The sequence below is a fragment of the Amaricoccus solimangrovi genome, from assembly GCF_006385685.1.
In the GTDB taxonomy this organism is placed as follows: domain Bacteria; phylum Pseudomonadota; class Alphaproteobacteria; order Rhodobacterales; family Rhodobacteraceae; genus Amaricoccus; species Amaricoccus solimangrovi.
The window spans coordinates 19319-40372 of sequence record NZ_VFRP01000015.1; the positions used below are offsets into that span (position 1 = coordinate 19319).

Below are 21054 nucleotides of genomic sequence, written 5' to 3' on the forward strand. Positions count from 1 at the left end.
CGCTTCCAGCCACGAGGACACATCCGATGGACCGCCGCCGCCAGCTGCAGATGACCGAGCTCATGACGCCCGATCTCGCCAATTTTTCCGGCAAGGTCCACGGCGGCGCGCTCCTGAACCTGCTCGACCGCGTCGCCTTCTCGCTCGCCTCGCGCTATTCCGGCCGCTACGCGGTGACGCTCTCGGTCGATCAGGTCACCTTCAAGGAGCCGATCAACGTGGGCGAGCTCGTGACCTTCAAGGCCAGCGTCAATCTCGCCGGGCGCACCTCGATGGAGATCGGCATCCGGGTCGAGGCGGAGAACATCCGGACCGGCACGGTCCGGCACACCAATTCCTGCTACTTCACCATGGTCGCGGTCGACGAGGCCGGCCGCCCCGCCGAGGTGCCGCCGCTCGCGGTCGAGACGCCGACCGAGGCCCGGCGCCGACGCGCGGCCGAGGTCCGGCGGACGCTGCGCCGCCAGATCGCCGCGCAGCTCGAACAGGCGGCCGAGGGCGAGGGGTAGAGCCCCCGCGAAACGCAAGAGGCCGCCCCGAAGGGCGGCCCCGTCACGCGGATCCGGCTGGGATCAGGCCAGCGCGGCCTTCGCCTGCGCGGCGATCGCGTTGAACGCGTCCGGCTCGCGGACGGCGAGATCGGCGAGGACCTTGCGGTCCACCTCGACGCCGGCGCGGTCAAGGCCGTTGATGAAGCGCGAATAGGTCAGATCGGCGTCGAACGCCCGCACGGCGGCGTTGATGCGCTGGATCCAGAGCGCGCGGAAATTCCGCTTGCGCACCTTGCGGTCGCGCGTCGCGTACTGCTGCGCCTTGTCGACCGCCTGCGTCGCGGTGCGGAAGTTCGTCGACCGGGCGCCGTAGTAGCCCTTGGCGGCCTTGATGACCTTGCGGTGACGGGCGTGGGAGGTGGCGCCGCCTTTGACTCGGGACATGTCTGCTCTCCTTTAGCGCGCGTAGGGCATGTAGCTCTTGACGATCTTCGCGTCGGGAGCGCTCAGCGTGGTGGTGCCGCGCGCCTGACGGATGAATTTCGTCGAGCGTTTGATCATGCCGTGCCGCTTGCCCGCCTGGGCCGCGACGACGCGGCCGGAGGCCGTCATCTTGAAGCGCTTCTTCGCGCCGGACTTGGTCTTCATCTTGGGCATTTTCATCTCCTCGGATGGTCATTGCGGGCGACTCGGCAGCCCTTTCGGCCGGCCGCCCGGTGGAGGCGCGCTGTTAGCGGGGAATCGGCCGGAACGCAAGCCGTGGGGCGGACATTTGTCCGCCATCCGACCGAGGCGAGGCGGAAAGATGTCCGCCCTACGCGCGCGCTATCTTCTGCGCCGCCGGATAGAGCGCCGTGAACCGCGCGCGTACGATGAGCGCGAAGAGCGCGATGGCGCCGATCTGGTGCGTGATCGCCACATGCGGCTGCGCCGCCGTCAGCACCGTCGCCACGCCGAGCGCGACCTGCAGGAGCCCCATGTGGAAGGGCGCGGCGTATGCCTTGCGGATCGAGGCGAGCGCGCTCCGCCGCGCCCGGAGCCAGGCGACGAGCGCGAGGATCAGCACGAGATAGCCGACGCAGCGGTGGATGAACTGCGTGGTCGCGGGATTCTCGAGGAAGTTCCGCCAGAGCGGTTCGAGATCGAACATGCCCGGCGGCGCGATCTGCCCCGCCATCAGCGGCCACTCGGGGAAGTTCCGTCCCGCGTCGATCCCCGCGACCAGCGCGCCGAGGATCACCTGGAGGAAGGCGAGGCAGACGAGCGCCGTGCCCCAGCGCATCATCGGCCCGCTGCGCTGGCGCCGCGCCTGCAGCAGTTCGGATTCCGTCCGCCGCAGCGCGAGGATGTACCAGGTGAGCGTGCCGAGGATCACGAAGGCGATGCCGAGATGGATGGCGAGCCGGTAGGAGGCGACCGAGGTCATCGCGCCGGTGAGTCCCGAGGCCACCATCCACCAGCCGACGGCGCCCTGGATGCCACCGAGCAGACCCACGAAGAGGAGCCGGGGCGTCCAGCCGGGCGGGATCCGCCGCCGGACGAGGAACCAGAGGAAACCCACGGCCCAGACGAGGCCGATGGTCCGGCCGAGCTGCCGGTGGCCCCACTCCCACCAGTAGATCGACTTGAACGCGGCGAGCGTCATCTCGGGATTCACGATCTCCGCCTGCGGCGTCGCCTTGTACTTGTCGAATTCCGCCGTCCAGGCCGCCTCGTCCATCGGCGGCAGCGCGCCGGTCACGGGCTTCCATTCGGTGATCGACAGGCCGGAATCGGTCAGCCGCGTCAGCCCGCCGACCGCGATCATCAGCGCCACCAGAACGAAGAGGATCGAGAGCCAGACCGCGATCGCCCCGCGCGCGTGGCGCGGACGGGAGCGCGCCGGTGCCGGCGCGGGCCGGGGCGCCTCGGCCGGCGTCTCGGCGCCCACCTCCTCGAAGATGCTGCGGGTCTTCTTCATGGCTCGCCTCCGGCTGCTGGCGCGGGTCGGCTTCGCATCTAAGCGGGGGTCCCCCCGCGGGCAAGCGCGTTTTTGGCCGCCCGAGGCCGCCGACGGGCGGACCCGGGCCGCGCCGGGGCTTGCCGCCAACGCGAAACGCCCCAGTTACCCCCGGGAAAACGAAACGGAACGGTGCCGTTCAACGGACGGCGCCCGGCGGGAGATCCCGATGAGCCTGATGACCCCGACCTTCGCCACGCTCGGCGACCATCCGATCAGCGCGCGCTGGCCGGCCGAGCATCCCGACCGGATCCAGCTCTATTCCTGGCCGACGCCGAACGGGATCAAGGTCTCGGCGATGCTGGAGGAAACCGGCATCCCCTACGAGCCGCACCTGATCCGCCTCTCGGGCGACGTGACGAGCCCGGAATTCCTCGCGCTCAACCCGAACAACAAGATCCCCGCGATCATCGACCCGGACGGACCCGACGGCAAGCCCATGGGCCTGTTCGAGAGCGGGGCGATCCTGATCTATCTCGCCGACAAGACGGGCAGGTTCCTGCCCGCGGGCGCCGCGCGCTACGAGACGATCCAGTGGCTGATGTGGCAGATGGGCGGCGTCGGGCCGATGTTCGGCCAGGTCGGCTTCTTCTACAAGTACGCCGGCCGCGAGATCGAGGACAAGCGTCCGCTCACCCGCTACGCCGAGGAGACGCGGCGGCTCCTGAACGTGCTGAACCAGCGGCTCGAGGGGCGCGACTGGATCATGGGCGCGGATTACACCATCGCCGACATGGCGCTCTGGCCCTGGGTGCGCGGGCTCTCCTTCTACGGCGCGGAGGAACTCGTGGGACTGCCGGGCTTCGGCAACGTCGGCCCCTGGCTCGAGCGGGCGCTGGCGCGGCCCGCCTCGCAGGCGGCGCTCAACATTCCCGATACGAACGGGTGATCTTGGAGGCGCGGGGTGGCGAACAGGGGGGTGGCGGACAGATGTCCGCCCTACGCATTCGTCCGCCGTTCCTCCCGAACGGGTGAGCCCGCGCGGCATCGACACCGCCGCGCCGAGTGACTAGATCTGGTCCCGACATTCAGAAGGAGGCCGCTATGTCCCTGTTCGAACGCATGGCGATGGAAGGGCGAGCGCTCCCCCGCGACGCGCGCGAGCCGGGGGCCGGCGACAACAGCCTCGGCCAGCTGCCCGAGTGGAACCTCGACGACCTCTACAAGGGCACCGCCGATCCCCGGATCGCGGGCGATCTCGACTGGCTCGCGACCGAATGCGCGGCCTTCGCACGCGATTACGAGGGCAGGCTCGGTGAACTGGACGCCGCGGAGATGCTGACGGCGGTCCAGCGCTACGAACGGATCGAGCTCGTCTCCGGCCGGGTGATGAGCTTCGCGGGGCTGCGCTACTACCAGTGCACGACCGATCCGGAGCGGGCGAAGTTCCTCGGCGATACCCAGGGCAAGCTCACCGACATGACGACGGCGCTGGTGTTCACCTCGCTGGAGCTCAACCGGATCGAGGAGGCGCGGATCGCGACGCTGATGGCGGCGAGCCCGGAACTCGCGCGCTACAAGCCGGTCTTCGACCGGATCCGGGCGATGAAGCCCTACCAGCTCTCCGACGAGCTCGAGAAGTTCCTGCATGACCAGTCCGTGGTCGGCGCCGCCGCCTGGAACCGGCTCTTCGACGAGACCATGGCCGCGCTCACCTTCGACGTGGAGGGCGAGACGCTCTCGCTCGAGGCGACGCTGAACCTGCTCACCGACAGGGACCGGGCGAAGCGCGAGGCGGGTGCGAAGGCGCTCGCGACGGTCTTCCAGGCGAATCTTCCCCTCTTCGCGCGGATCACCAACACGCTGGCGAAGGAGAAGGAGATCGAGGACCGCTGGCGCAAGATGCCGACGCCGCAGACCGGCCGGCACCTCGCGAACCAGGTCGAACCGGAGGTGGTCGAGGCGCTGCGCGACGCGGTCGTCGCCGCCTATCCGAAGCTCTCGCACCGCTATTACGCATTGAAGGCGAAGTGGATGGGGCTCGAGAAGCTCCAGGTCTGGGACCGCAACGCGCCGCTGCCCCGCGACGACGACCGGCTGATCCCCTGGGCGGAGGCGCGCGAGACGGTGCTCGCGGCCTATGCCGGTTTCGATCCCCGGATGGCCGAGATCGCGGAGCCCTTCTTCGACAAGGGCTGGATCGACGCGCCGGTGAAGCCCGGCAAGGCGCCGGGCGCCTTCGCGCATCCGACGGTGACGGATGTCCATCCCTATGTGCTCCTGAACTACCTCGGCAAGCAGCGCGACGTGATGACGCTCGCGCATGAGCTCGGCCACGGCGTGCATCAGGTGCTGGCGGCGGGCCAGGGCGAGATGCTGTCCTCGACGCCGCTCACGCTGGCCGAGACCGCGAGCGTCTTCGGCGAGATGCTGACCTTCCGCCGCCTGCTCGACGCGACGGCGGATCCGGCGCACCGCAAGCTGATGCTCGCGTCGAAGGTCGAGGACATGATCAACACGGTCGTGCGCCAGATCGCCTTCTACGATTTCGAGTGCAAGCTCCACGCCGCGCGTCGCGAGGGGGAACTGACGCCCGACGACATCAACGCGCTCTGGATGAGCGTGCAGGCCGAGAGCCTCGGGCCGGTGTTCGAGTTCATGGAGGGCTACGAGACCTTCTGGTCCTACATCCCGCACTTCATCCATTCGCCCTTCTACGTCTACGCCTATGCCTTCGGCGACGGACTCGTGAACGCGCTCTACGCGGTCTACGAGGAGGGTGATCCAGGCTTCCAGGAGAAGTATTTCGAGATGCTGCGCGCCGGCGGGTCGAAGCATCACAAGGAGCTTCTGGCGCCCTTCGGCCTCGACGCCAGCGACCCGAAGTTCTGGGACAAGGGCCTCGGCCTCATCGCCTCGATGATCGACGAACTCGAGGCGATGGAGGGGTGACGCCCGCCGTCCGCCCGCGGCCCGCGCCGTAGGGCGGACTTCAGTCCGCCACCCCCCGCCCCGAAGGCAGGATGAAACACCGCCGCGCCCCGGGCCGGCGGCCCGGCGAGGACGAGGCGGAGCACGTATTCCCCGGGCACACCGGGATAGCTCACCCCCGGATCGCTCGCGAAGCCGAAGCGCCGGTAATAGTCCGGATCCCCGACCAGAACGCAGCCCGCCGCGCCCCACGCGCGGAGCCGGGCGAGCCCCGCCCCGATCAGCGCCCGGCCGATGCCCGCGCGCTGCCGGTCAGGCCGGACCGAGACCGGGCCGAGGCCGAACCATCCCGCCGCGCCGCCGATCGTCACCGGCGAGAAGGCGACGTGGCCGATCACCTCGCCCCCTTCCTCCGCGACCAGCGACAGGGCGAGCGCGCCGGCGACGCGCAGGCCCTCGATGATCTCGGCCTCGGTTCCCGCGGCATGCGGCGCGGTCGCGAAGGCGGCCTTCGTCACCGCGCGGATCGGGCCGGCATCCGCCGGCCTCTCCGGCCGGATCAGCGCGCTCAGGGCTTCAGCCGCCCGTCCACGTCGCTCGCGAAATCCTCGTAGCGGCGGAGCGCGGAGACCTTGATCGTCACATGCTGTCCCATCTGTTGCATGATCGGCAGGTCGAGCGAGATCTGGTCGAGCACGTCCGGGCCCGGCAGGTCGAGGATCGCGATCACGCGGCGCTCGCCCGCGACCTTCCAGAGATCGACCACGGCGCCCTTCGCCTTCGCGTCGAGCGCGACCTTGGCTTCCTCGCTCCAGATCCGGAACAGGTCCTGCTGGCTCATGTCCGCGCCATAACCGACGGTGAATTCGAGATGATAGAGCATGGTTCCTCCGTTGCGCGCGGCCCCTTGCCCGGCGGCCGTCGCCCGCACCCTACATCCCCCGCCGCGCCGATCAATGGCGGGAACGCCCCGATCCGGGGGGGCCGGGCGGGGAGATCGGGGTTGACAACCCGGCCCCCTCCGCCGAGTGCTGCGCCACGACGAGACTCCGGGGGGAGATCCAGATGAGCGTATCAGCCAGGAAGCGGGCGATCTCTCCCGCCGAGGTGCTTGCCCGCAAGGGCGGCGAGCCGCTCGTCTCGCTCACCGCCTATACGACGCCGATGGCGCGGATCGTGGACCGGCACGCGGACATCATCCTCGTCGGCGACAGCCTCGGCATGGTCGTGCACGGCCTGCCCTCGACGCTGGGCGTCACGCTCGAGATGATGATCCTGCACGGGCAGGCGGTCCGCCGCGGCTGCGAACGCGCGCTGCTCGTCGTCGACATGCCCTTCGGGAGCTACGAGGAAGGGCCGGAGCAGGCCTTCCGCAACGCCGCGCGGGTGATGGCCGAGACCGGCTGCGCCGCCGTGAAACTCGAGGGCGGCGTCTCGATGGCGGAGACCATCGCCTTCCTGACGGCGCGCGGCATTCCGGTCCAGGCCCATGTCGGGCTGCTGCCGCAGGCGGTCAACGTGGTCGGCGGCTACAAGGTGCAGGGCCGGGGCGCCGCCGCCGAGCGCGTGCTCGCCGATGCCAAGGCGGTCACGGAGGCCGGCGCCTTCTCCGTCGTGCTCGAGAAGGTGACCGAGCCGCTGGCGCGCCGGATCACCGAGGAAATCGCGATCCCGACCATCGGGATCGGCGCCTCGCCCGCCTGCGACGGGCAGGTGCTGGTGCTCGACGACATGCTCGGGCTCTTCGAGGATTTCCGCCCCTCCTTCGTGCGCCGCTACGCCGAACTCGCCGGCGCGGTCGACGCCGCTGTCGCGGGCTACGCGGCCGAGGTCCGTGCCCGCGCCTTCCCCGCCGCCGAGCACGTCTTTCCCGACTAGCCCCTTCCGGAGCCGACGCCGATGGCAACGACCACGACGACGCCGATCATCCGCCATCTCGCAGATCTGCGCGCCACGACCGCGCGCTGGCGCCGCGAGGGCGCGCGGATCGCGGTGGTGCCGACGATGGGCGCGCTGCACGAGGGGCATCTGACGCTGGCGCGCGCCGCCCTCGCCCGCGCCGACCGGGTGATCGTGACGCTCTTCGTCAATCCGAAGCAGTTCAACAGTGCCGAGGATCTCGCCGCCTATCCGCGCACCGAGGAACAGGACGCGGCCAAGCTCGCGCCGCTCGGCGTCGATCTGCTCTACGCGCCCGAGGCGGACCAGATCTATCCCGAGGGGTTCACGACGCTCGTCCGGGTGAACGGGCTCGACCAGGGGCTCTGCGGCGCCTTCCGGCCCGGCCATTTCGACGGCGTGGCGACGGTGGTGACCAAGCTCCTGAACCAGACCTCGGCCGATCTCGCCTTCTTCGGCGAGAAGGACTTCCAGCAGCTCGCCATCGTGACCCGGCTCGCGCGCGATCTCGACATCCCCTGCGAGATCATCGGCGTGCCGACGGTGCGCGAGGCGGACGGGCTGGCGCTCTCCTCGCGCAACGTCCGGCTCTCGGCGGCGGACCGGGCGGCGGCGCCCGCGCTCGCCGCCGCGCTCACATGGGCGCGCGACGCGATCGAGGCGGGGGCGCCGGTCGGGCCGACGCTCGACGAAGCCCGGCGCGCGATCCTCGCGGCGGGCTACGCCGAGATCGAATATCTCGAACTCCGCCGCGCGCGCGATCTCGCGACTCTGACCGAACCCTCGGCCCCGGCGCAGCTGCTCGCCGCCGCCTGGCTCGGCGGCGTGCGGCTCATCGACAACGTGGCGGTCGCGCCGGTCTGAGCGGTCTCAGGCCTTGAGCTGATAGCCCGGCGTGGAGGCCGAGATCGCCAGTTCCTCGGTGTTCATCTCCGCGCCATAGGGCTCGAAGAGCGGCGTCGAGAGATAGCGTTCGCCGGTGTCGGGCAGCATCGCGAGGATGACCGAGCCCGGCGCGGCCGATTGCGCGACCTGGAGCGCCACCGCGACGGTCGAGCCGCCGGAGACGCCGGTCAGGATCCCCTCCTCCGCCGCGAGCCGGCGCGCGACCGCCATGCCCTCTGGCCCGGCGACCGGGATCAGGCTGTCGTAGCCGCCGTTGTCGAGCGCCTCCTGCAGCACGAGCGGGATGAAATCGGGCGTCCAGCCCTGGATCGGATGCGGCTGGAAGGCCGGGTGGCTCACCGCCGGGCCGCCGTCCTCCGTCCGCTCCTGCGCGGTCCCGGAACTCACCAGCGCCGCGTTCGTCGGTTCCGACAGGATGATCTTCGTCTCCGGCCGCTCCCGCCGCAGCACGCGCGACACGCCCGCGACCGTGCCGCCGGTGCCGTAACCGGTCACGAAATAATCGAGGCGGCTGCCCGCGAAATCGCCGAGGATCTCGCGCGCGGTGGTGTTCTCGTGGATGAGCGCGTTCGCCTCGGTCTCGAACTGGCGGGCGTAGAACCAGCCGTTCGCCTCGGCCAGCTCCTTCGCCTTCATGTACATCCCCGTCCCCTTCTGCTCCTTCGGGGTCAGGATCACCTTCGCGCCCATGTAGCGCATCAGCTGCCGCCGCTCGACCGAGAAGCTCTCGGCCATCGTCACCACCAGCGGATAGCCCTTCGCGGCGCAGACCATCGCAAGGCCGATGCCGGTATTGCCGCTCGTCGCCTCGACCACGGTCTGGCCGGGCTTCAGCGCGCCCGAACGCTCGGCCTCCTCGATCATGCTGATCGCGAGCCGGTCCTTGACCGAGGCGCCGGGATTGAAGAACTCGCCCTTCACATAGATCGTCACATGCTCCGGCGCGATCCGGTTCAGCCGGACGCAGGGCGTATCGCCGATCGTGTCGACGATGCTGTCATAGAGGCGCCCGCGCCCGCTCGTCGTCCGCGAAGCCTTTTCCATCGTCGTGGTCATGACAATCCTCCACCTGTCGCGCCGCTGCCTCCGGCGCGTTTCGCCGGAGATCCTAGCATCATCGCGGCCCGCGGCCAGAGTGGATCGCGGCATTGCCGAGTCCGGCCCGCCCGCCTAATCATCTGCCGCCGGCGCCTCGTCCGGCGATGGCGGAGGCTGCGCGGCATGGCGGTTTTCAGGTTCGTCCGGTGGATCGTGGCCGCGCTTCTCGTGGTCGTCGCGCTCGTGCTCGTCGCGCGGACCGTCCAGGCGATCCGCGATCCGGCCCTCGCCCCCTGGCACCGTCTGGCCCCCGACGAGCCGGGCGTCGCGGAGATGGACGCGATGGACTGGCCGGGGTGGCTCGCCGCCGAGGACCGCGTCTTCGCCGAGGTCCGCGCCATGTCGGAGGCGCTGCCCCCCGAGGACCAGCTGCCGGAAAACCGCTACTGGCCCGGAAGCCCGATGTACGCGGCGGGCTTCCCGACCGACTGGAACCGTTCCTTCACGCTCATGCCCGATGGCGCGCCGAAGGGCGCGGTCGTGCTGCTGCACGGGCTGACGGATTCGCCCTACAGCCTGCGCCACGTCGGCGCCTTCTACCGCGACCGGGGCTACGCGGTCGTGGGGATGCGGATGCCGGGGCACGGGACGGTGCCGGGCGGCCTCGCCGCCGCCGACTGGCGCGACTGGATGGCGGCGACGCGGCTCGGCGTGCGCGCGGCCCGCGCGCTCGCGCCCGAGGGGCCGCTCGATCTCGTCGGCTATTCGAACGGCGGGGCGCTCGCCATGGCCTACACGCTCGACGCGCTGGCCGATCCGGGGCTCGCCCGGCCGGACCGGGTCGTGCTGCTCTCGCCGATGATCGGCGTTACCTTCTTCGCCCGTTTCGCCGGGCTCGCCGGCTGGCCCGCGCTGCTGCCGGCCTTCGACCGCGCGGCCTGGTTCGACCTCGTCACCGAATACAATCCGTTCAAGTACAATTCCTTCCCGGTCCAGGGCGGCCGCCAGTCCTGGCGGCTGACCGAGGAACTGCGCCGCCGGCTCGACGAGGCGGCGGCCGCTGGCCGGCTCGCGGCGCTGCCGCCGATCCTCACCTTCCAGTCGGTCGCCGATTCCACCGTGAGCACCCCCGCCGTGCTGAGCCGGCTCTACGACCGGCTGCCCGCGAACGGCAGCGAACTCGTGCTCTACGACGTGAACCGCGCCGCGCAGCTCGCGACCATGCTGCGCCCGGGGCCGCGCGGCCTGGCCGACCGGCTGCTGCCGCCCGGCCCGCGCGCGTTCCGCTCCGTTCTCATCGGCGCCGACGCGGCGGGCGGCGCCGTGGCGCGCATCCGCGAGACCGACGGATCCGAGCGGAGCGAGGCGCTCGGCATTCCCTATCCGCGCGAGATCTTCTCGCTCTCGCACATCGCCCTCCCCTTCCCCCCCTCGGACGCGCTCTACGGCTACGCGCCGGACGGGCGGGAGAATTTCGGGATCTCCCTCGGCGCGCTCGTCGCGCGGGGGGAGACGGGCACGCTCGGCATCAGCCTCGACGGGCTCGGGCGGCTCAGTTCCAACCCGTTCCTCGCGGACATGCTGGACCGGATCGGAACCTTCATGGCGCCGGTGACCGCGGATACCGGCGCCGTTCCGTAAACAGTCCGGCGATGGTCCACGCCTTTGTCCCGCCTCCGGCCCGCCCTAGGTTGCGAAAAGAGAACCGAGGGGAGGATCAGGGATGGGACTGCTGCGCGACGGGGAATGGGTCGACCGCTGGTATGACACGGACTCGACCGGGGGCGCCTTCGAACGCCAGCCGACGACCTGGCGGAACTGGGTGACGCCCGACGGGGCGCCGGGCCCGAGCGGAGAGGGCGGCTTCGCGGCGGAGAGCGGGCGCTATCACCTCTATGTCTCGCTGGCCTGTCCCTGGGCGCATCGCACGCTTATCTTCCGCGCGCTGAAGGGGCTCGCGCCGCATGTCTCGGTCGACGTGGTGCATCCGGTGATGGCCGAGGACGGCTGGACCTTCGCGACCGACTTCCCCGGCGCGACCGGGGATCGCCTCGGCGGGCGGCGCTTCCTGCGCGAGGTCTATCTCGCCGCCGATCCGAAGGCCTCGGGCCGGGTGACCGTGCCGGTGCTCTGGGACCGGAAGCGGGAAACCATCGTCTCGAACGAATCGGCCGAGATCATCCGGATGTTCAACTCCGCCTTCGACGCGATCACCGGCGACCGCGGCGACTTCTGGCCGGAGGCGCTGCGCGCGGAGATCGAGGCGGTCAACACGCGCGTCTACGACGGGGTGAACAACGGCGTCTACCGCGCGGGCTTCGCGACGCGGCAGGAGGCCTACGAGACGGCGGCGCGCGGGGTGTTCGAGACGCTCGACTGGCTCGAGGAGAGGCTCGGGTCGCGCCGCTACCTGATGGGCGACCGGCTGACCGAGGCGGACATCCGGCTGGTGACCACCCTCTTCCGCTTCGATCCGGTCTATCACGGCCATTTCAAGTGCAACCGGCGCCAGCTCCGCGCCTATCCTGCGCTCTGGGCCTATGCGCGCGAACTCTACCAGCTGCCGGGCGTCGCGGAGACCGTCGATTTCGCGCATATCACGACGCATTATTACGTGAGCCACAAGACGATCAACCCGACCGGGATCGTGCCGATCGGCCCGGATCTCGACTGGTCGGCACCCCATGGCCGGGACCGGCGGGCGGCCGCCTGAGGCGGTCCCCGCGGGCGAAGGTTCCGAAGGCGTCCGCGGGGCGCGGCCTCGCCCGCCGGCGGGGCGCCCGACGCGGCGCCACCGCCCGGAAGGCCCGCCTCAGCCCCCGTAGCCGCCGAGTTCGCAGATCACCGCCCATTCGGTGTCGCTGACCGGCTGGACCGAGAGGCGGCTGTTTCTCACCAGCACCATGTCGCGCAGCCGCTCCTCCGCCTTGCAGGCATCGAGCGTCACCGCGCGCGGCATCGGCGCCACCGCGCGGATGTCGACGCAGTCCCAGCGTGGATCCTCGGTCGAACTGTCGGGATGCGCCTCGGCGATCACCTCGACCACGCCCACGATCGCCTTCGCGCCCTGCGAGTGATAGAAGAAGCCGAGGTCGCCCACCTTCATCTCGCGCATGTTGTTGCGCGCCTGGTAGTTGCGGACCCCGTCCCATTCCTGGCCCGCCGCGCCCTTTCCGACCTGATCCTCCCAGGACCAGGTCTCGGCCTCCGACTTGAAGAGCCAGTGGCGCATCAGCCGATCACCTTCTTCCAGGGCCGGATCGCGACCGAGGCGAAGAGCCCCGCCGCCGCGTAGGGGTCGTTCGCGGCCCAGGCCTCGGCCGCCGCCAGGTCGGGCACGTCGAGGATCACGAGCGAGCCCGCCATCTCGCCGCCCGCGTCGAGCAGCGGGCCGGCCTGCGTCACCACGCCCGTGGTCCGGGCGTAGTCGAGATGCGCCTCCCGCGTCGCCTTGCGGATGTCGAGCGCGCCGGGCTTGTCGTCGCAGATCAGGGCGTAGAGCATGGTCGTCTTCCTCGTGACAGAATTCTCGTTCGTCCCGTCTCATTCGTCGCGGAGCGGCCGGGACAGGAGCGCCTCCATCGCGCCGTCGAGCGTGAGCCGCCCTTCGAGCACGTCGGCGACGGCGGCCGCGATCGGCATCTCGACGCCGTGCCGGGCGCTCAGCGCGCAGGCGGCGCGGGCGGTGGCCACGCCCTCGACCGTGCCGCCCGGCCGCGCCGCGCCGGAGCCGAGCGCGCGGCCGAGCGAGAAGTTGCGCGACTGCGTCGAATTGCAGGTGAGCGAGAGATCCCCGAGCCCCGAGAGCCCGGCGAGCGTCTCCGCCCGGGCGCCGAGCGCGACCGCGAGCCGGGTCATCTCCGCGAAGCCCCGCGTCATCAGCGCCGCCCGCGCGGAATGGCCGAGGCCCGCGCCGTCGGCCATGCCGCAGGCGATCGCCATCACGTTCTTGAGCGCGCCGCCGATCTGCGCGCCGATCACGTCGTCGGTCAGGTAGAGCCGCAGCCGCCGCGCCGCGAGCCGGCGCTGCAGGTCGGGGCCGAGCGCGGGGTCGGCGCAGGCGAGCGTCAGCGCGCTCGGCAGGTTTCGCGCGATCTCCCCCGCGAAGCCCGGCCCGGTCAGCGCGGCGAGCGGCGCGCCGGGCAGCGCCTCGGCCGCGATCTCGGTCTGGAGGCGGAGCGTGCGCGCGTCGATCCCCTTGGCGCAGAGCACCACCGGCGCGCGGGGAAGCTCCGCGCCGCGTTCGGCGAGGAAGGCGCCGGTATTCTGCGCCGAGACGGCGAGAAGCAGCGCCCGGGCGCCGCGCACGCGGCCGATCTCGGCGGTGCATTCGACCGCCTCGGGCAGGCTCACCCCCGGCAGCCGGTCCGGATCGGCGCGGCGGGCCGCGAGCGCCGCCATCCGCGCCGGGTCGCGGCCCCAGAGAATCACCCGCCGGCCCTCGCCGGCATGGACGGCGGCGAGCGCCATGCCGAAAGCGCCGGCGCCGAGCACCGCGATCCCGCTCATGCCTTGGCTCCCTTGCGGCCGGATCCGAGCATCGGCGCCGCCGCCGCGTCGAGCGGCCAGCGCGGCCGGGCGGAGAGGTCGAGCGCGTCCGGCCCGCGCGCGGCCATCGCCTCGGCCGCCGCGAAGGCGATCATCGCGCCGTTGTCGGTGCAGAGCGCGAGCGGCGGCGCGACCCAGGCGAATCCCTCGTGTTCCGCGACCCTCCGGAGCGCGGCGCGGATCGCGCCGTTCGCCGCGACCCCGCCCGCCACCGCGAGCACCGGGGTCCCGACCGCGTGGCGGCCGCGGAAGGCCGCGCAGGCGCGGTGGGTCTTCTCGGCCAGCGTCTCGGCGACCGCCGCCTGGAAGCTCACGCAGAGATCGGCCCGCTCCGCCCGGGTGATGCCGCCCCGCGCCGCGACGCGCTTGTCGCGCGCCCGCCGGACCGCGGTCTTGAGGCCCGAAAAGGAGAGGTCGCAGCCCGGCCGGTCGAGCAGCGGCCGGGGCAGGTCGAAGGCGGCGGGATCGCCCGCCCGCGCCTCCGCCTCGACCCGGGGGCCGCCGGGCTGGCCGAGGCCGAGCAGCTTCGCGATCTTGTCGAAGGCCTCGCCCGGCGCGTCGTCGATCGTGCCGCCGAGGCGGGTGAAGCGCTCCGGCCCCTCGACGATCAGGAACTGGCAATGCCCGCCGGAGACGAGCAGCGCGAGATAGGGGAAGGCGACCGGCTCGGTCAGCCGCGGCGTCAGCGCGTGGCCGGCGAGATGGTTCACGCCGTAGAGCGGCTTGCCCGTCGCCGCCGCGAGCCCCTTCGCGAACATCACGCCGGAGAGCACGCCGCCGATCAGCCCCGGCCCCGCCGTCACCGCGATCGCGTCCACCGCGCCGAGCGTCAGCCCCGCGTCGCGGAGCGCCGCCTCGGTCACGCGGTCGAGCCGCTCGGCATGGGCGCGGGCGGCGATCTCGGGCACCACGCCGCCGAAAGCGGCGTGCAGCGCGTCCTGCCCCTCGACGCGCGCCGCGAGGATCTCGGCCACCGGCTGGCCCGGGCGCGCGCGAATCAGCGCGGCGGCGGTGTCGTCGCAGCTGCTTTCGAGGCCGAGGATGATCCGCGCGTCCATGGTTCCCTTCCCGCCGGCACCGCGTTGCGCGGCGCCCGTCCGGCGGGTACCACTCCGGGCGGGGGCGGCGCAACGGCGCGCGCATGCCCGGAGCGCGAAGGGAGCGGGATCTGGTGGCGAAAAAGACCCTTCTCCTGACCCGGCCGGCACGCCAGTCCGAAGCCTTCGCCCGGGCGCTCGAGGCGGAGCTGCCGGGCCGGTTCGAGGTGATCGTGGCGCCGATGACGCGGATCACGCCGACCGCGGAACCGCTCGATCTCGACGGCGCCTCGGGCCTGCTCTTCACCTCCGCGAACGGCGTGGAGCAGTTCGCGGCGCGCGGGATCGCGACCGGCCTGCCCGCCTATTGCGTCGGCGCGATGACCGCCGCCGCGGCGCGCAGGGCCGGGCTCGCCGCCGAGAGCGCCGATGGCGACGTCGCGGCGCTCGCTGGCCTCGCGCGCGCGCGCTACCGGCCGGGCGACGGGCCGCTCGTCCATGTCCGGGGCCGCCACGCGGCGGGCGACCTCCTCGGCGCGCTGGCCGCGGCCGGAATTCCCGGCCGCGCGGCGGAGATCTACCGCCAGACCGCCGCGCCGCTCGGAGCGGAGGCGGCGGCGCGCTTCGCCGCCGGCGGGATCGACGTGGTCACGCAGTTCTCGCCGCGCTCGGCGGCGGCGCTCGCGGCCGAACTCGCGCGCGGCGGCTGGCCGCTCGACCGGGTCACCTCCGTCGCGCTCAGCGCCGCGGCCGACGCGGCCTTCGCCGGCGTCGCGCCCGGGCGGCGGATCGTCGCGGCGGAACCGGGCCGGGCGGGAATGATCGCGGCCCTCTCCGCGCTCCGATCCCGCGGGTAGGCCGCTTGTCCGCCGGATGGGCTTTGCCTAGTATCCCCCTCCAACACGGCTCGCCGGCGAGGCTGGCGGTGACGGCGCGATCAAGGGTGGAATGAGAGCCATGGCGAGAAAGAAGACCGGTCCGACGGGCGCGGAGGGCGCGAGCCCTCGGGGCGAAACGGCCGAAGAGACGCCGCGCGGCTACTCGATCTACAGCGAGAAAGCGGAGAAGGCCGCGGCCGGGGCGGAGGACGCGGCCCTCATCGGCGAGGTCGACGCCGCGATCGCGCGCGGCGGCGACACGGCGCCCGCGGAGGCGGCGGAGCCGCCCGCCCCCGGCGCCTCGATCTTCGCCGAGGCGCCGCCGAGGGCGCCGATGACGCCCGAGGAGGCCGCCCGGGAGACCGCGGAGGACGCCGAACTGCTCGGCGCAGTCGACGACGCGGTCGCGCGCGGCAAGGAGGTCGAACCCGAAGCCGCCCCCGCGACCGCCTCCCGGCCGGAGGAGAGGCGGATGCCCGAGACCGTCGCCGCGCGGCCCGCGCCTGAACCCCGGCGCGACGCCCCCTACACGCCGCCCCCCGCCCCGCCCGCGAAATCCGGAAGCTGGGCCGGGCGCCTGCTCGGCGCGCTCCTGCTGCTCCTGATCGGCGCCGGGCTCGCGCTCTGGCTCGGGCCGAGGCTGGCGCCGAACCTGCCGGCGCCGATCGCGAAATTCCTCGAACCCGGCGGGTCGGAGACCGAGGCGAAGCTCGCCGCGCTCGATCAGTCGGTGGCCGAGCTCCGCGCCGAACTGGCCGGCCGCCCGGCCGGCGTGACCGAGGATCAGGTCAATTCCGCCGTGTCGGGCGCCGCGACGCGGCTCGACGGCGAGATCACCGCGCTGCGCGACGAGATCGGCGCCGGGGCCGGGCTGCCGGAACGGGTCGCCCGGGTCGAATCCGCCGTGCAGGGCACGCAGGCGGAAATGGCCGCGCTGAAGGACCAGCTCCCGTCGAGCAACGCGCAGGCGGCCGCCGCGCCCCAGCTCGACGTCTACAAGGGCGAGGTCGAGGGGCTCCGCGCCGAGATGGGCACGCTCTCCGATCAGGTCGCCGGCCTCCGGAGCCGCGTCGACGAAGTCGCCGCCGAGGCCCAGCGCCAGATCGACACGGCGCAGCGGACGGTCGATACCGTGCAGGAACAGGCGGCCGAGGCGGTGGATACCGCCACGCGCCAGGCCGACGTCGCGGCGGTGAGCGCGGCGCTCGCCGCCGGCCAGCCCTTCGCGGAACCGCTCGGCCGCCTCGGGGCGATGCCGGACGTGACGATCCCCGAGGGGCTCACGGCGGCCGCGGACCAGGGCGTTCCCACGCTCGCGCAGCTGCGCGCCTCCTTCCCCGAGGCCGCGCACGCGGCGATCCGCGCCAGCATCGTGGCCGGCGCGGGCGACGGGATCGCGGATCGCGCCCTCGCCCTCGTCCGGGCGCAATTCGCGACCCGCTCGCTCAAGCCCGAGGACGGGGCGGGGCCGGACGCGGTCGTGTCGCGCATGGGTGCCAAGCTCGACAACGACGACCTCGCCGGCGCGGTCGCCGAGGCCGACGCGCTGCCGAGCGAGGCGAAGGACGCGATGGGCGACTGGCTTCACGATGCCAGGCTGCGCGTGGACGCCAATGAAGGGCTGAACAAGCTCGAATCCGCCACCCCCGCCACGAACTGACGCGAGGCCGCCCCAAATGCTCTGGTCCCTTATCAAGGTCATCGTCTTCGTCGCCATCGCGGTGGCACTCGCCTACGGCGCGAGCTACCTGCTCGCGACGCCGGGCGAGGTGCGCTTCGCCTTCGGAAACTACGAGGTGCTGCTCTCGCCGATCGGCTTCGTGATCGCGCTCGGCGTCGTGCTGCTCGGCGCCTACATCCTGATGAAGCTCATCGGGCTCATCGTCGCGACCCTGCGCTTCCTGCTCGGCGACGAGACGGCGCTGAGCCGCCACTTCGCCCGCGGCCGCCAGCGCCGCGGCCTCGACGCGCTCGGCGAGGCGATGACCGCGCTCGCCTCCGACGATGCGCGGCGGGCGATGAAATACTCGGCCAAGGCGGAACGGCTGCTCGCGCGGCCCGACATCACCCGGCCGATGATCGCCCGCTCCGCCGAGCTCGGCGGCGATACCGCGAAGGCGCGCACCTACTACAAGGCGATGCTCGAGGATCCGCGCAGCCGCTTCGCCGCCGTGCAGGGGCTGATGCGCCAGCAGCTCGACGAGGGCGACACCGCGACCGCGCTCGAACTTGCGAAGAAGGCCTTCGCGCTCCGGCCGGACAGCCCGGCGATCCTGCGCCAGCTCTTCGAGCTCCAGTCCCAGCGCGAGGACTGGGCCGGGGCGCGGGCGACGCTGACCGCCGCGACCCAGGCCAAGCTGCTGCCGCGCGACGTGGCGCTGCGCCGCGACGCGGTGCTCTCGCTCGCCGACGCCCGCGCCTCGATCGCGAAGGGCGATACCACGCGGGGCGGCGAGGCGGCGCTGCAGGCGAACAAGCTCGCGCCGACGCTGGTGCCCGCGGCCGCGCTCGCCGCGGGGGTGCATGTCGAGCGCGGGGCGAAGCGCAAGGCGGTCAAGACGCTGACCACCGCCTGGTCAGCCAACCCGCATCCCGATCTCGCCGCCGCCTTCGCCGGGATCGAGCCGACGGAGACGCCAGCCCAGCGCCGCAAGCGGTTCGAGACGCTGATCGCCGCCCGGCCCGACCATGCCGAGAGCCACCTGCTGAAGGCCGAGCTCGCCCTCGCCGACGAGGATTTCCCGGCGGCGCGCAAGGCGATGGGCACCCTCGCGGAGACCGATCCCACGACGCGCAGCCTCGCGATCATGGCGGCGGTGGAACGCGGCACCGGCGCGCCCGACGCGGTGGTGAGCGGCTGGCTCACCAAGGCGCTTTCCGCCTCGCGCGGGCCGCAGTGGACCTGCGAGAAGTGCAACCACGTGCATACGCACTGGATGCCGATCTGCGAGAATTGCGGCGCCTTCGACACGCTGGCCTGGAAATCCGCGCTGCATCCCGAGGACAGCTCGCTCGCGCAGTCCGCGATGCTTCCGCTCATCATCGGCATGGCCGAGAAGCCCTCGGAACAGGAGCCGGGGGCGGAGGCGAAGACCGTCAACGCCTGAGGGCCCGCGTATCTCGGATCCGAAGCCCCCGCCGCGCGCGGGGGCTTTTTCGTTGCTAGCGCAGCGCCGCCGTCACGCAGCCGCTCGCGCTGTCGAAAGGGGGCCAGCCGCTGGTCCAGGAGCGCGCCCGATCCTCGAGCGCGCCGCAGACCCGCGCGGTCCGGCCGTCCACCCAGTCGATCGCATAGGGCGCGCCGGTCGAGGGGTCGCGCAGACGACCCTCCGATCCGGGCGCGAGGCAGGCGGGGCTGATCTCGCCCAGCGCCGCCGGCTGTGCCGGGCTCGCCTTCGCATCGCCGTGGCAGATCAGCGCCTGGGCGATCTCGCGCATGTCCGCGAGCCGCTGGGTATCGCGCCGGTCCCGCCGGCCCGCGTCCGGCCCGCCGATCAGCGCGAGCGAGAGCCCGAGCACTACCGCGCAGACGAGGCCGGTGACGGCGACCGCCGCCCGGGCACGGTTGCGCGGCGAGAGAAGCGGCGGCGTCTGGCCGAAGCTCATTCCTCGTCCTCCCGCCGTCCCGCGCCGTAATAGGCGAAGATCGCCCCGGCGATGACCGCGACCGTCGCGGCCTTCAGCAGGAACCGCGGCGTCAGATCGCCGCCGAGAAAGCCCGCGATCACCGCGACGCCATTGCCGAGCAGCGTCGTCGCGGCGAGGAAGAGCGCGCCCCAGGTCAGCCAGCGCCCGACCGCGCCCCGGCGCTGACCCGGGTCGCGCTCCGCGTCGCGGGCGAGGCCGAGGCTCGTCAGCGCCCAGACCGGATAGGCGATCACCAGCCCCGCGATCGCCCAGCGCAACGCCGCGCCGTCGGCGAGCCCGGGCTCGAGCGGATCCGGCAGCCAGGTGTCGATCAGCGCGAAGACGAGCAGGTTCAGGTTCACCGCGAGCATGCCGAGCGCGAAGAACATCAGCCCGTGGCGGAAGGCGTCGCGCGCCGAGACCACGGCGCGCGGCCGGGGCACCGGCGGCAGGCCCGGCACGTCGATCCAGGCCGAGAGCGCCGCCTCGATCTCGCCCGCGCTCCAGCCCGCCTCGGCGAGCGCGCGGGCGATGGCCGGCCGGGTCCCGCCCCGGGCCAGCGCCTCGCGCGCATAGGCGGTCAGCGCGTCGGAGGCGCGCATGGCCTCAGGAATGCCCGGAATCGAACGCCGCCTTCGCCTCCGGGCTCGCCTCGGTCTGGTAGCGCGCCACCCATTCGGAATAGGGCATCCCGTAGAAGATCTCGCGCGCCTCGTCCTTCGTCATCGCGACGCCCCGCGCCTCCGCCGCCTCCTGATACCAGCGGCTGAGACAGTTGCGGCAGAAGCCCGCGAGATTCATCAGGTCGATGTTCTGCGCGTCGGTCCGGGCGCGCAGATGATCGCGCAGCGCGCGGAAGGCCGCCGCCTCCAGTTCGGTCCGGGTCCGGTCGTCCATGGTTCTCTCCCTTCGCGCCGGCTTCCGGCGCCTTTCCTCGGCCGGAACATGGGCGCGCGCGCGCGGCGCGGCAAGGGCGGTTCTCAGCCGCCCCCGGCCCCCGCTGCCGCCGGCGCGTCGAGCACCTCGCGCAGGATCGGCGCCAGCCGCGCGGCCCAGCCGACCTGTTCCTCCGGCGTCGCGATCAGGTCCTGGCGGATCTCGATCAGCACGTGGCGCAGCCCGCGCATCGTGCCGTGGCGGAACATCGTGTCGCCCTCGAGCGCGCCGTGATAGGGTTCGTTGTCGCCGACGACGATGTCGCTCTCCGCCGCCAGCCGCTCGATCAGCGGGCGGGCGACCCGGTCGTCGCGATCCCAGAGCACGCCGACATGCCAGGGCCGGGCCGGACGCCCGCGCAGCCGCGGCGTGAACGAATGGATCGAGACGAGCGCCGGCTCCCGCCCCGCCGCCAGCATCGCGTCGATCTCGGCGGTGATGGCCTGGTGATAGGGCCGGTGCCAGGCGTCGAGCCGCCGCTCGCGCTCCTCCGCGTCGGCGTCGCGGTTCCCGGGGATGATCGTGCCGTCGTAGAGGCGCATCAGCAGCGTCGGGTCGAATTCGCCCCGGTTCGGGTCGATCACCAGCCGCGAGAACCGCGTCAGCAGCGCCGGCGCGTCGAGCCGGCGCGACAGTTCGACCGCGACGCCCCGCGCCCCGATGTCATGGGCGATGTGGCGCGCCATCTCCGCGGCCGGCAGGCCGAGATCGCCGCCGGCGACGGAGGGGGGCACGCGGTTGGTCGCATGATCGCAGAGCACGAGTATCGGCGCCTGTCCGGCGCCGTTCAGACGTTCATAGGCGGGGTCTTGCATGCGCGGTCC

At 72.4% G+C, this 21054-nt stretch carries 24 protein-coding genes; 10 read left to right on the forward strand and 14 right to left on the reverse strand.

Annotation, left to right across the window (positions count from 1 at the left end; genetic code table 11):
- Window positions 1-26: 26 nt before the first annotated feature.
- Window positions 27-509: an acyl-CoA thioesterase gene (locus FJM51_RS14670; protein ID WP_140454890.1), complete on the forward strand. Its 483-nt coding sequence runs from the start codon at window positions 27-29 to the stop codon at window positions 507-509.
- 63 nt (window positions 510-572) lie between these two features.
- Here the strand turns inward: FJM51_RS14670 and rplT are convergent, their stop codons facing one another.
- The 3 genes from rplT to ctaA all read right to left on the reverse strand — a co-directional run bounded on the left by rplT (window position 573) and on the right by ctaA (window position 2451).
- Complete coding sequence (gene rplT / locus FJM51_RS14675) at window positions 573-935, reverse strand: 50S ribosomal protein L20 (RefSeq protein ID WP_140454891.1); 363 nt, start codon at window positions 933-935, stop codon at window positions 573-575.
- 12 nt (window positions 936-947) lie between these two features.
- Complete coding sequence (gene rpmI, locus FJM51_RS14680) at window positions 948-1148, reverse strand: 50S ribosomal protein L35 (protein WP_140454892.1); 201 nt, start codon at window positions 1146-1148, stop codon at window positions 948-950.
- A 157-nt stretch (window positions 1149-1305) separates the two neighbouring features.
- A complete protein-coding gene (gene ctaA / locus FJM51_RS14685; RefSeq protein ID WP_140454893.1) occupies window positions 1306-2451 on the reverse strand; it encodes a heme A synthase in 1146 nt (381 codons plus the stop codon).
- 208 nt (window positions 2452-2659) lie between these two features.
- On the opposite strand from ctaA, the gene FJM51_RS14690 reads away from it, so the two are divergent.
- On the forward strand, window positions 2660-3379 hold the full coding sequence (locus FJM51_RS14690) for a glutathione S-transferase N-terminal domain-containing protein (RefSeq protein ID WP_438502760.1): 720 nt from the start codon (window positions 2660-2662) through the stop codon (window positions 3377-3379).
- Between the two features lie 179 nt (window positions 3380-3558).
- Complete coding sequence (locus FJM51_RS14695; RefSeq protein ID WP_140454974.1) at window positions 3559-5382, forward strand: M3 family oligoendopeptidase; 1824 nt, start codon at window positions 3559-3561, stop codon at window positions 5380-5382.
- On the opposite strand, the gene FJM51_RS14700 is transcribed toward FJM51_RS14695, so the two are convergent.
- The gene (locus FJM51_RS14700) at window positions 5268-5879 is read right to left on the reverse strand and encodes a GNAT family N-acetyltransferase (protein ID WP_497707168.1); all 612 of its coding nucleotides are present in this window, start codon (window positions 5877-5879) and stop codon (window positions 5268-5270) included. The two genes, FJM51_RS14695 and FJM51_RS14700, sit on opposite strands and share 115 nt — an antisense overlap.
- A gap of 50 nt (window positions 5880-5929) precedes the next feature.
- Window positions 5930-6244 carry a muconolactone Delta-isomerase gene (locus FJM51_RS14705; protein WP_140454895.1) on the reverse strand — a complete coding sequence of 105 codons (315 nt, stop codon included), beginning with the start codon at window positions 6242-6244 and terminating at the stop codon, window positions 5930-5932.
- 182 nt (window positions 6245-6426) lie between these two features.
- Here FJM51_RS14705 and panB point away from each other — a divergent pair, with 182 nt between their 5' ends.
- Together panB and panC are read left to right on the forward strand one after the other, a co-directional pair.
- The gene (gene panB, locus FJM51_RS14710) at window positions 6427-7239 is read left to right on the forward strand and encodes a 3-methyl-2-oxobutanoate hydroxymethyltransferase (protein ID WP_140454896.1); all 813 of its coding nucleotides are present in this window, start codon (window positions 6427-6429) and stop codon (window positions 7237-7239) included.
- A gap of 21 nt (window positions 7240-7260) precedes the next feature.
- A complete protein-coding gene (gene panC, locus FJM51_RS14715; protein WP_140454897.1) occupies window positions 7261-8124 on the forward strand; it encodes a pantoate--beta-alanine ligase in 864 nt (287 codons plus the stop codon).
- 6 nt (window positions 8125-8130) lie between these two features.
- Here the strand turns inward: panC and cysK are convergent, their stop codons facing one another.
- Complete coding sequence (cysK, locus tag FJM51_RS14720; protein ID WP_438502761.1) at window positions 8131-9222, reverse strand: cysteine synthase A; 1092 nt, start codon at window positions 9220-9222, stop codon at window positions 8131-8133.
- Between the two features lie 165 nt (window positions 9223-9387).
- On the opposite strand from cysK, the gene FJM51_RS14725 reads away from it, so the two are divergent.
- Together FJM51_RS14725 and FJM51_RS14730 are read left to right on the forward strand one after the other, a co-directional pair.
- A complete protein-coding gene (locus tag FJM51_RS14725; protein ID WP_140454898.1) occupies window positions 9388-10845 on the forward strand; it encodes an alpha/beta hydrolase in 1458 nt (485 codons plus the stop codon).
- Between the two features lie 82 nt (window positions 10846-10927).
- Complete coding sequence (locus tag FJM51_RS14730) at window positions 10928-11917, forward strand: glutathione S-transferase family protein (RefSeq protein ID WP_140454899.1); 990 nt, start codon at window positions 10928-10930, stop codon at window positions 11915-11917.
- A 99-nt stretch (window positions 11918-12016) separates the two neighbouring features.
- Here the strand turns inward: FJM51_RS14730 and FJM51_RS14735 are convergent, their stop codons facing one another.
- The 4 genes from FJM51_RS14735 to tsaD are packed head-to-tail and all read right to left on the reverse strand — an operon-like array spanning window position 12017 to window position 14810.
- Window positions 12017-12436, reverse strand: a complete 420-nt coding sequence (locus tag FJM51_RS14735; protein WP_140454900.1) for an EVE domain-containing protein — start codon at window positions 12434-12436, stop codon at window positions 12017-12019.
- On the reverse strand, window positions 12436-12708 hold the full coding sequence (locus tag FJM51_RS14740; RefSeq protein ID WP_140454901.1) for a YciI family protein: 273 nt from the start codon (window positions 12706-12708) through the stop codon (window positions 12436-12438). Before FJM51_RS14740 ends, FJM51_RS14735 begins: the two co-directional genes overlap by 1 nt.
- Before the next feature lie 39 nt (window positions 12709-12747).
- Window positions 12748-13713, reverse strand: coding sequence for an NAD(P)H-dependent glycerol-3-phosphate dehydrogenase (locus FJM51_RS14745; RefSeq protein WP_140454902.1), 966 nt, complete (start codon window positions 13711-13713; stop codon window positions 12748-12750).
- Complete coding sequence (gene tsaD / locus FJM51_RS14750) at window positions 13710-14810, reverse strand: tRNA (adenosine(37)-N6)-threonylcarbamoyltransferase complex transferase subunit TsaD (protein ID WP_140454903.1); 1101 nt, start codon at window positions 14808-14810, stop codon at window positions 13710-13712. Before tsaD ends, FJM51_RS14745 begins: the two co-directional genes overlap by 4 nt.
- 113 nt (window positions 14811-14923) lie before the next feature.
- Between tsaD and FJM51_RS14755 the strand changes: the two genes are divergently transcribed.
- The 3 genes from FJM51_RS14755 (at window position 14924) to FJM51_RS14765 (ending at window position 18774) form a co-directional block, all read left to right on the forward strand.
- Window positions 14924-15646, forward strand: coding sequence for a uroporphyrinogen-III synthase (locus tag FJM51_RS14755; RefSeq protein WP_181164567.1), 723 nt, complete (start codon window positions 14924-14926; stop codon window positions 15644-15646).
- A 100-nt stretch (window positions 15647-15746) separates the two neighbouring features.
- Window positions 15747-17327, forward strand: a complete 1581-nt coding sequence (locus FJM51_RS14760; protein ID WP_140454905.1) for a COG4223 family protein — start codon at window positions 15747-15749, stop codon at window positions 17325-17327.
- 16 nt (window positions 17328-17343) lie between these two features.
- Window positions 17344-18774, forward strand: a complete 1431-nt coding sequence (locus tag FJM51_RS14765) for a heme biosynthesis protein HemY (protein WP_140454906.1) — start codon at window positions 17344-17346, stop codon at window positions 18772-18774.
- A 55-nt stretch (window positions 18775-18829) separates the two neighbouring features.
- Here FJM51_RS14765 and FJM51_RS14770 read toward each other — a convergent pair whose 3' ends face one another.
- From FJM51_RS14770 to FJM51_RS14785, 4 genes are all read right to left on the reverse strand, one after another.
- The gene (locus FJM51_RS14770) at window positions 18830-19273 is read right to left on the reverse strand and encodes a hypothetical protein (RefSeq protein ID WP_140454907.1); all 444 of its coding nucleotides are present in this window, start codon (window positions 19271-19273) and stop codon (window positions 18830-18832) included.
- Window positions 19270-19896: a DUF5671 domain-containing protein gene (locus FJM51_RS14775; RefSeq protein ID WP_140454908.1), complete on the reverse strand. Its 627-nt coding sequence runs from the start codon at window positions 19894-19896 to the stop codon at window positions 19270-19272. Before FJM51_RS14775 ends, FJM51_RS14770 begins: the two co-directional genes overlap by 4 nt.
- Before the next feature lie 4 nt (window positions 19897-19900).
- Window positions 19901-20191 carry a DUF1244 domain-containing protein gene (locus FJM51_RS14780; RefSeq protein ID WP_140454909.1) on the reverse strand — a complete coding sequence of 97 codons (291 nt, stop codon included), beginning with the start codon at window positions 20189-20191 and terminating at the stop codon, window positions 19901-19903.
- Between the two features lie 83 nt (window positions 20192-20274).
- On the reverse strand, window positions 20275-21045 hold the full coding sequence (locus FJM51_RS14785) for an N-formylglutamate amidohydrolase (RefSeq protein WP_140454910.1): 771 nt from the start codon (window positions 21043-21045) through the stop codon (window positions 20275-20277).
- Window positions 21046-21054: the final 9 nt, after the last annotated feature.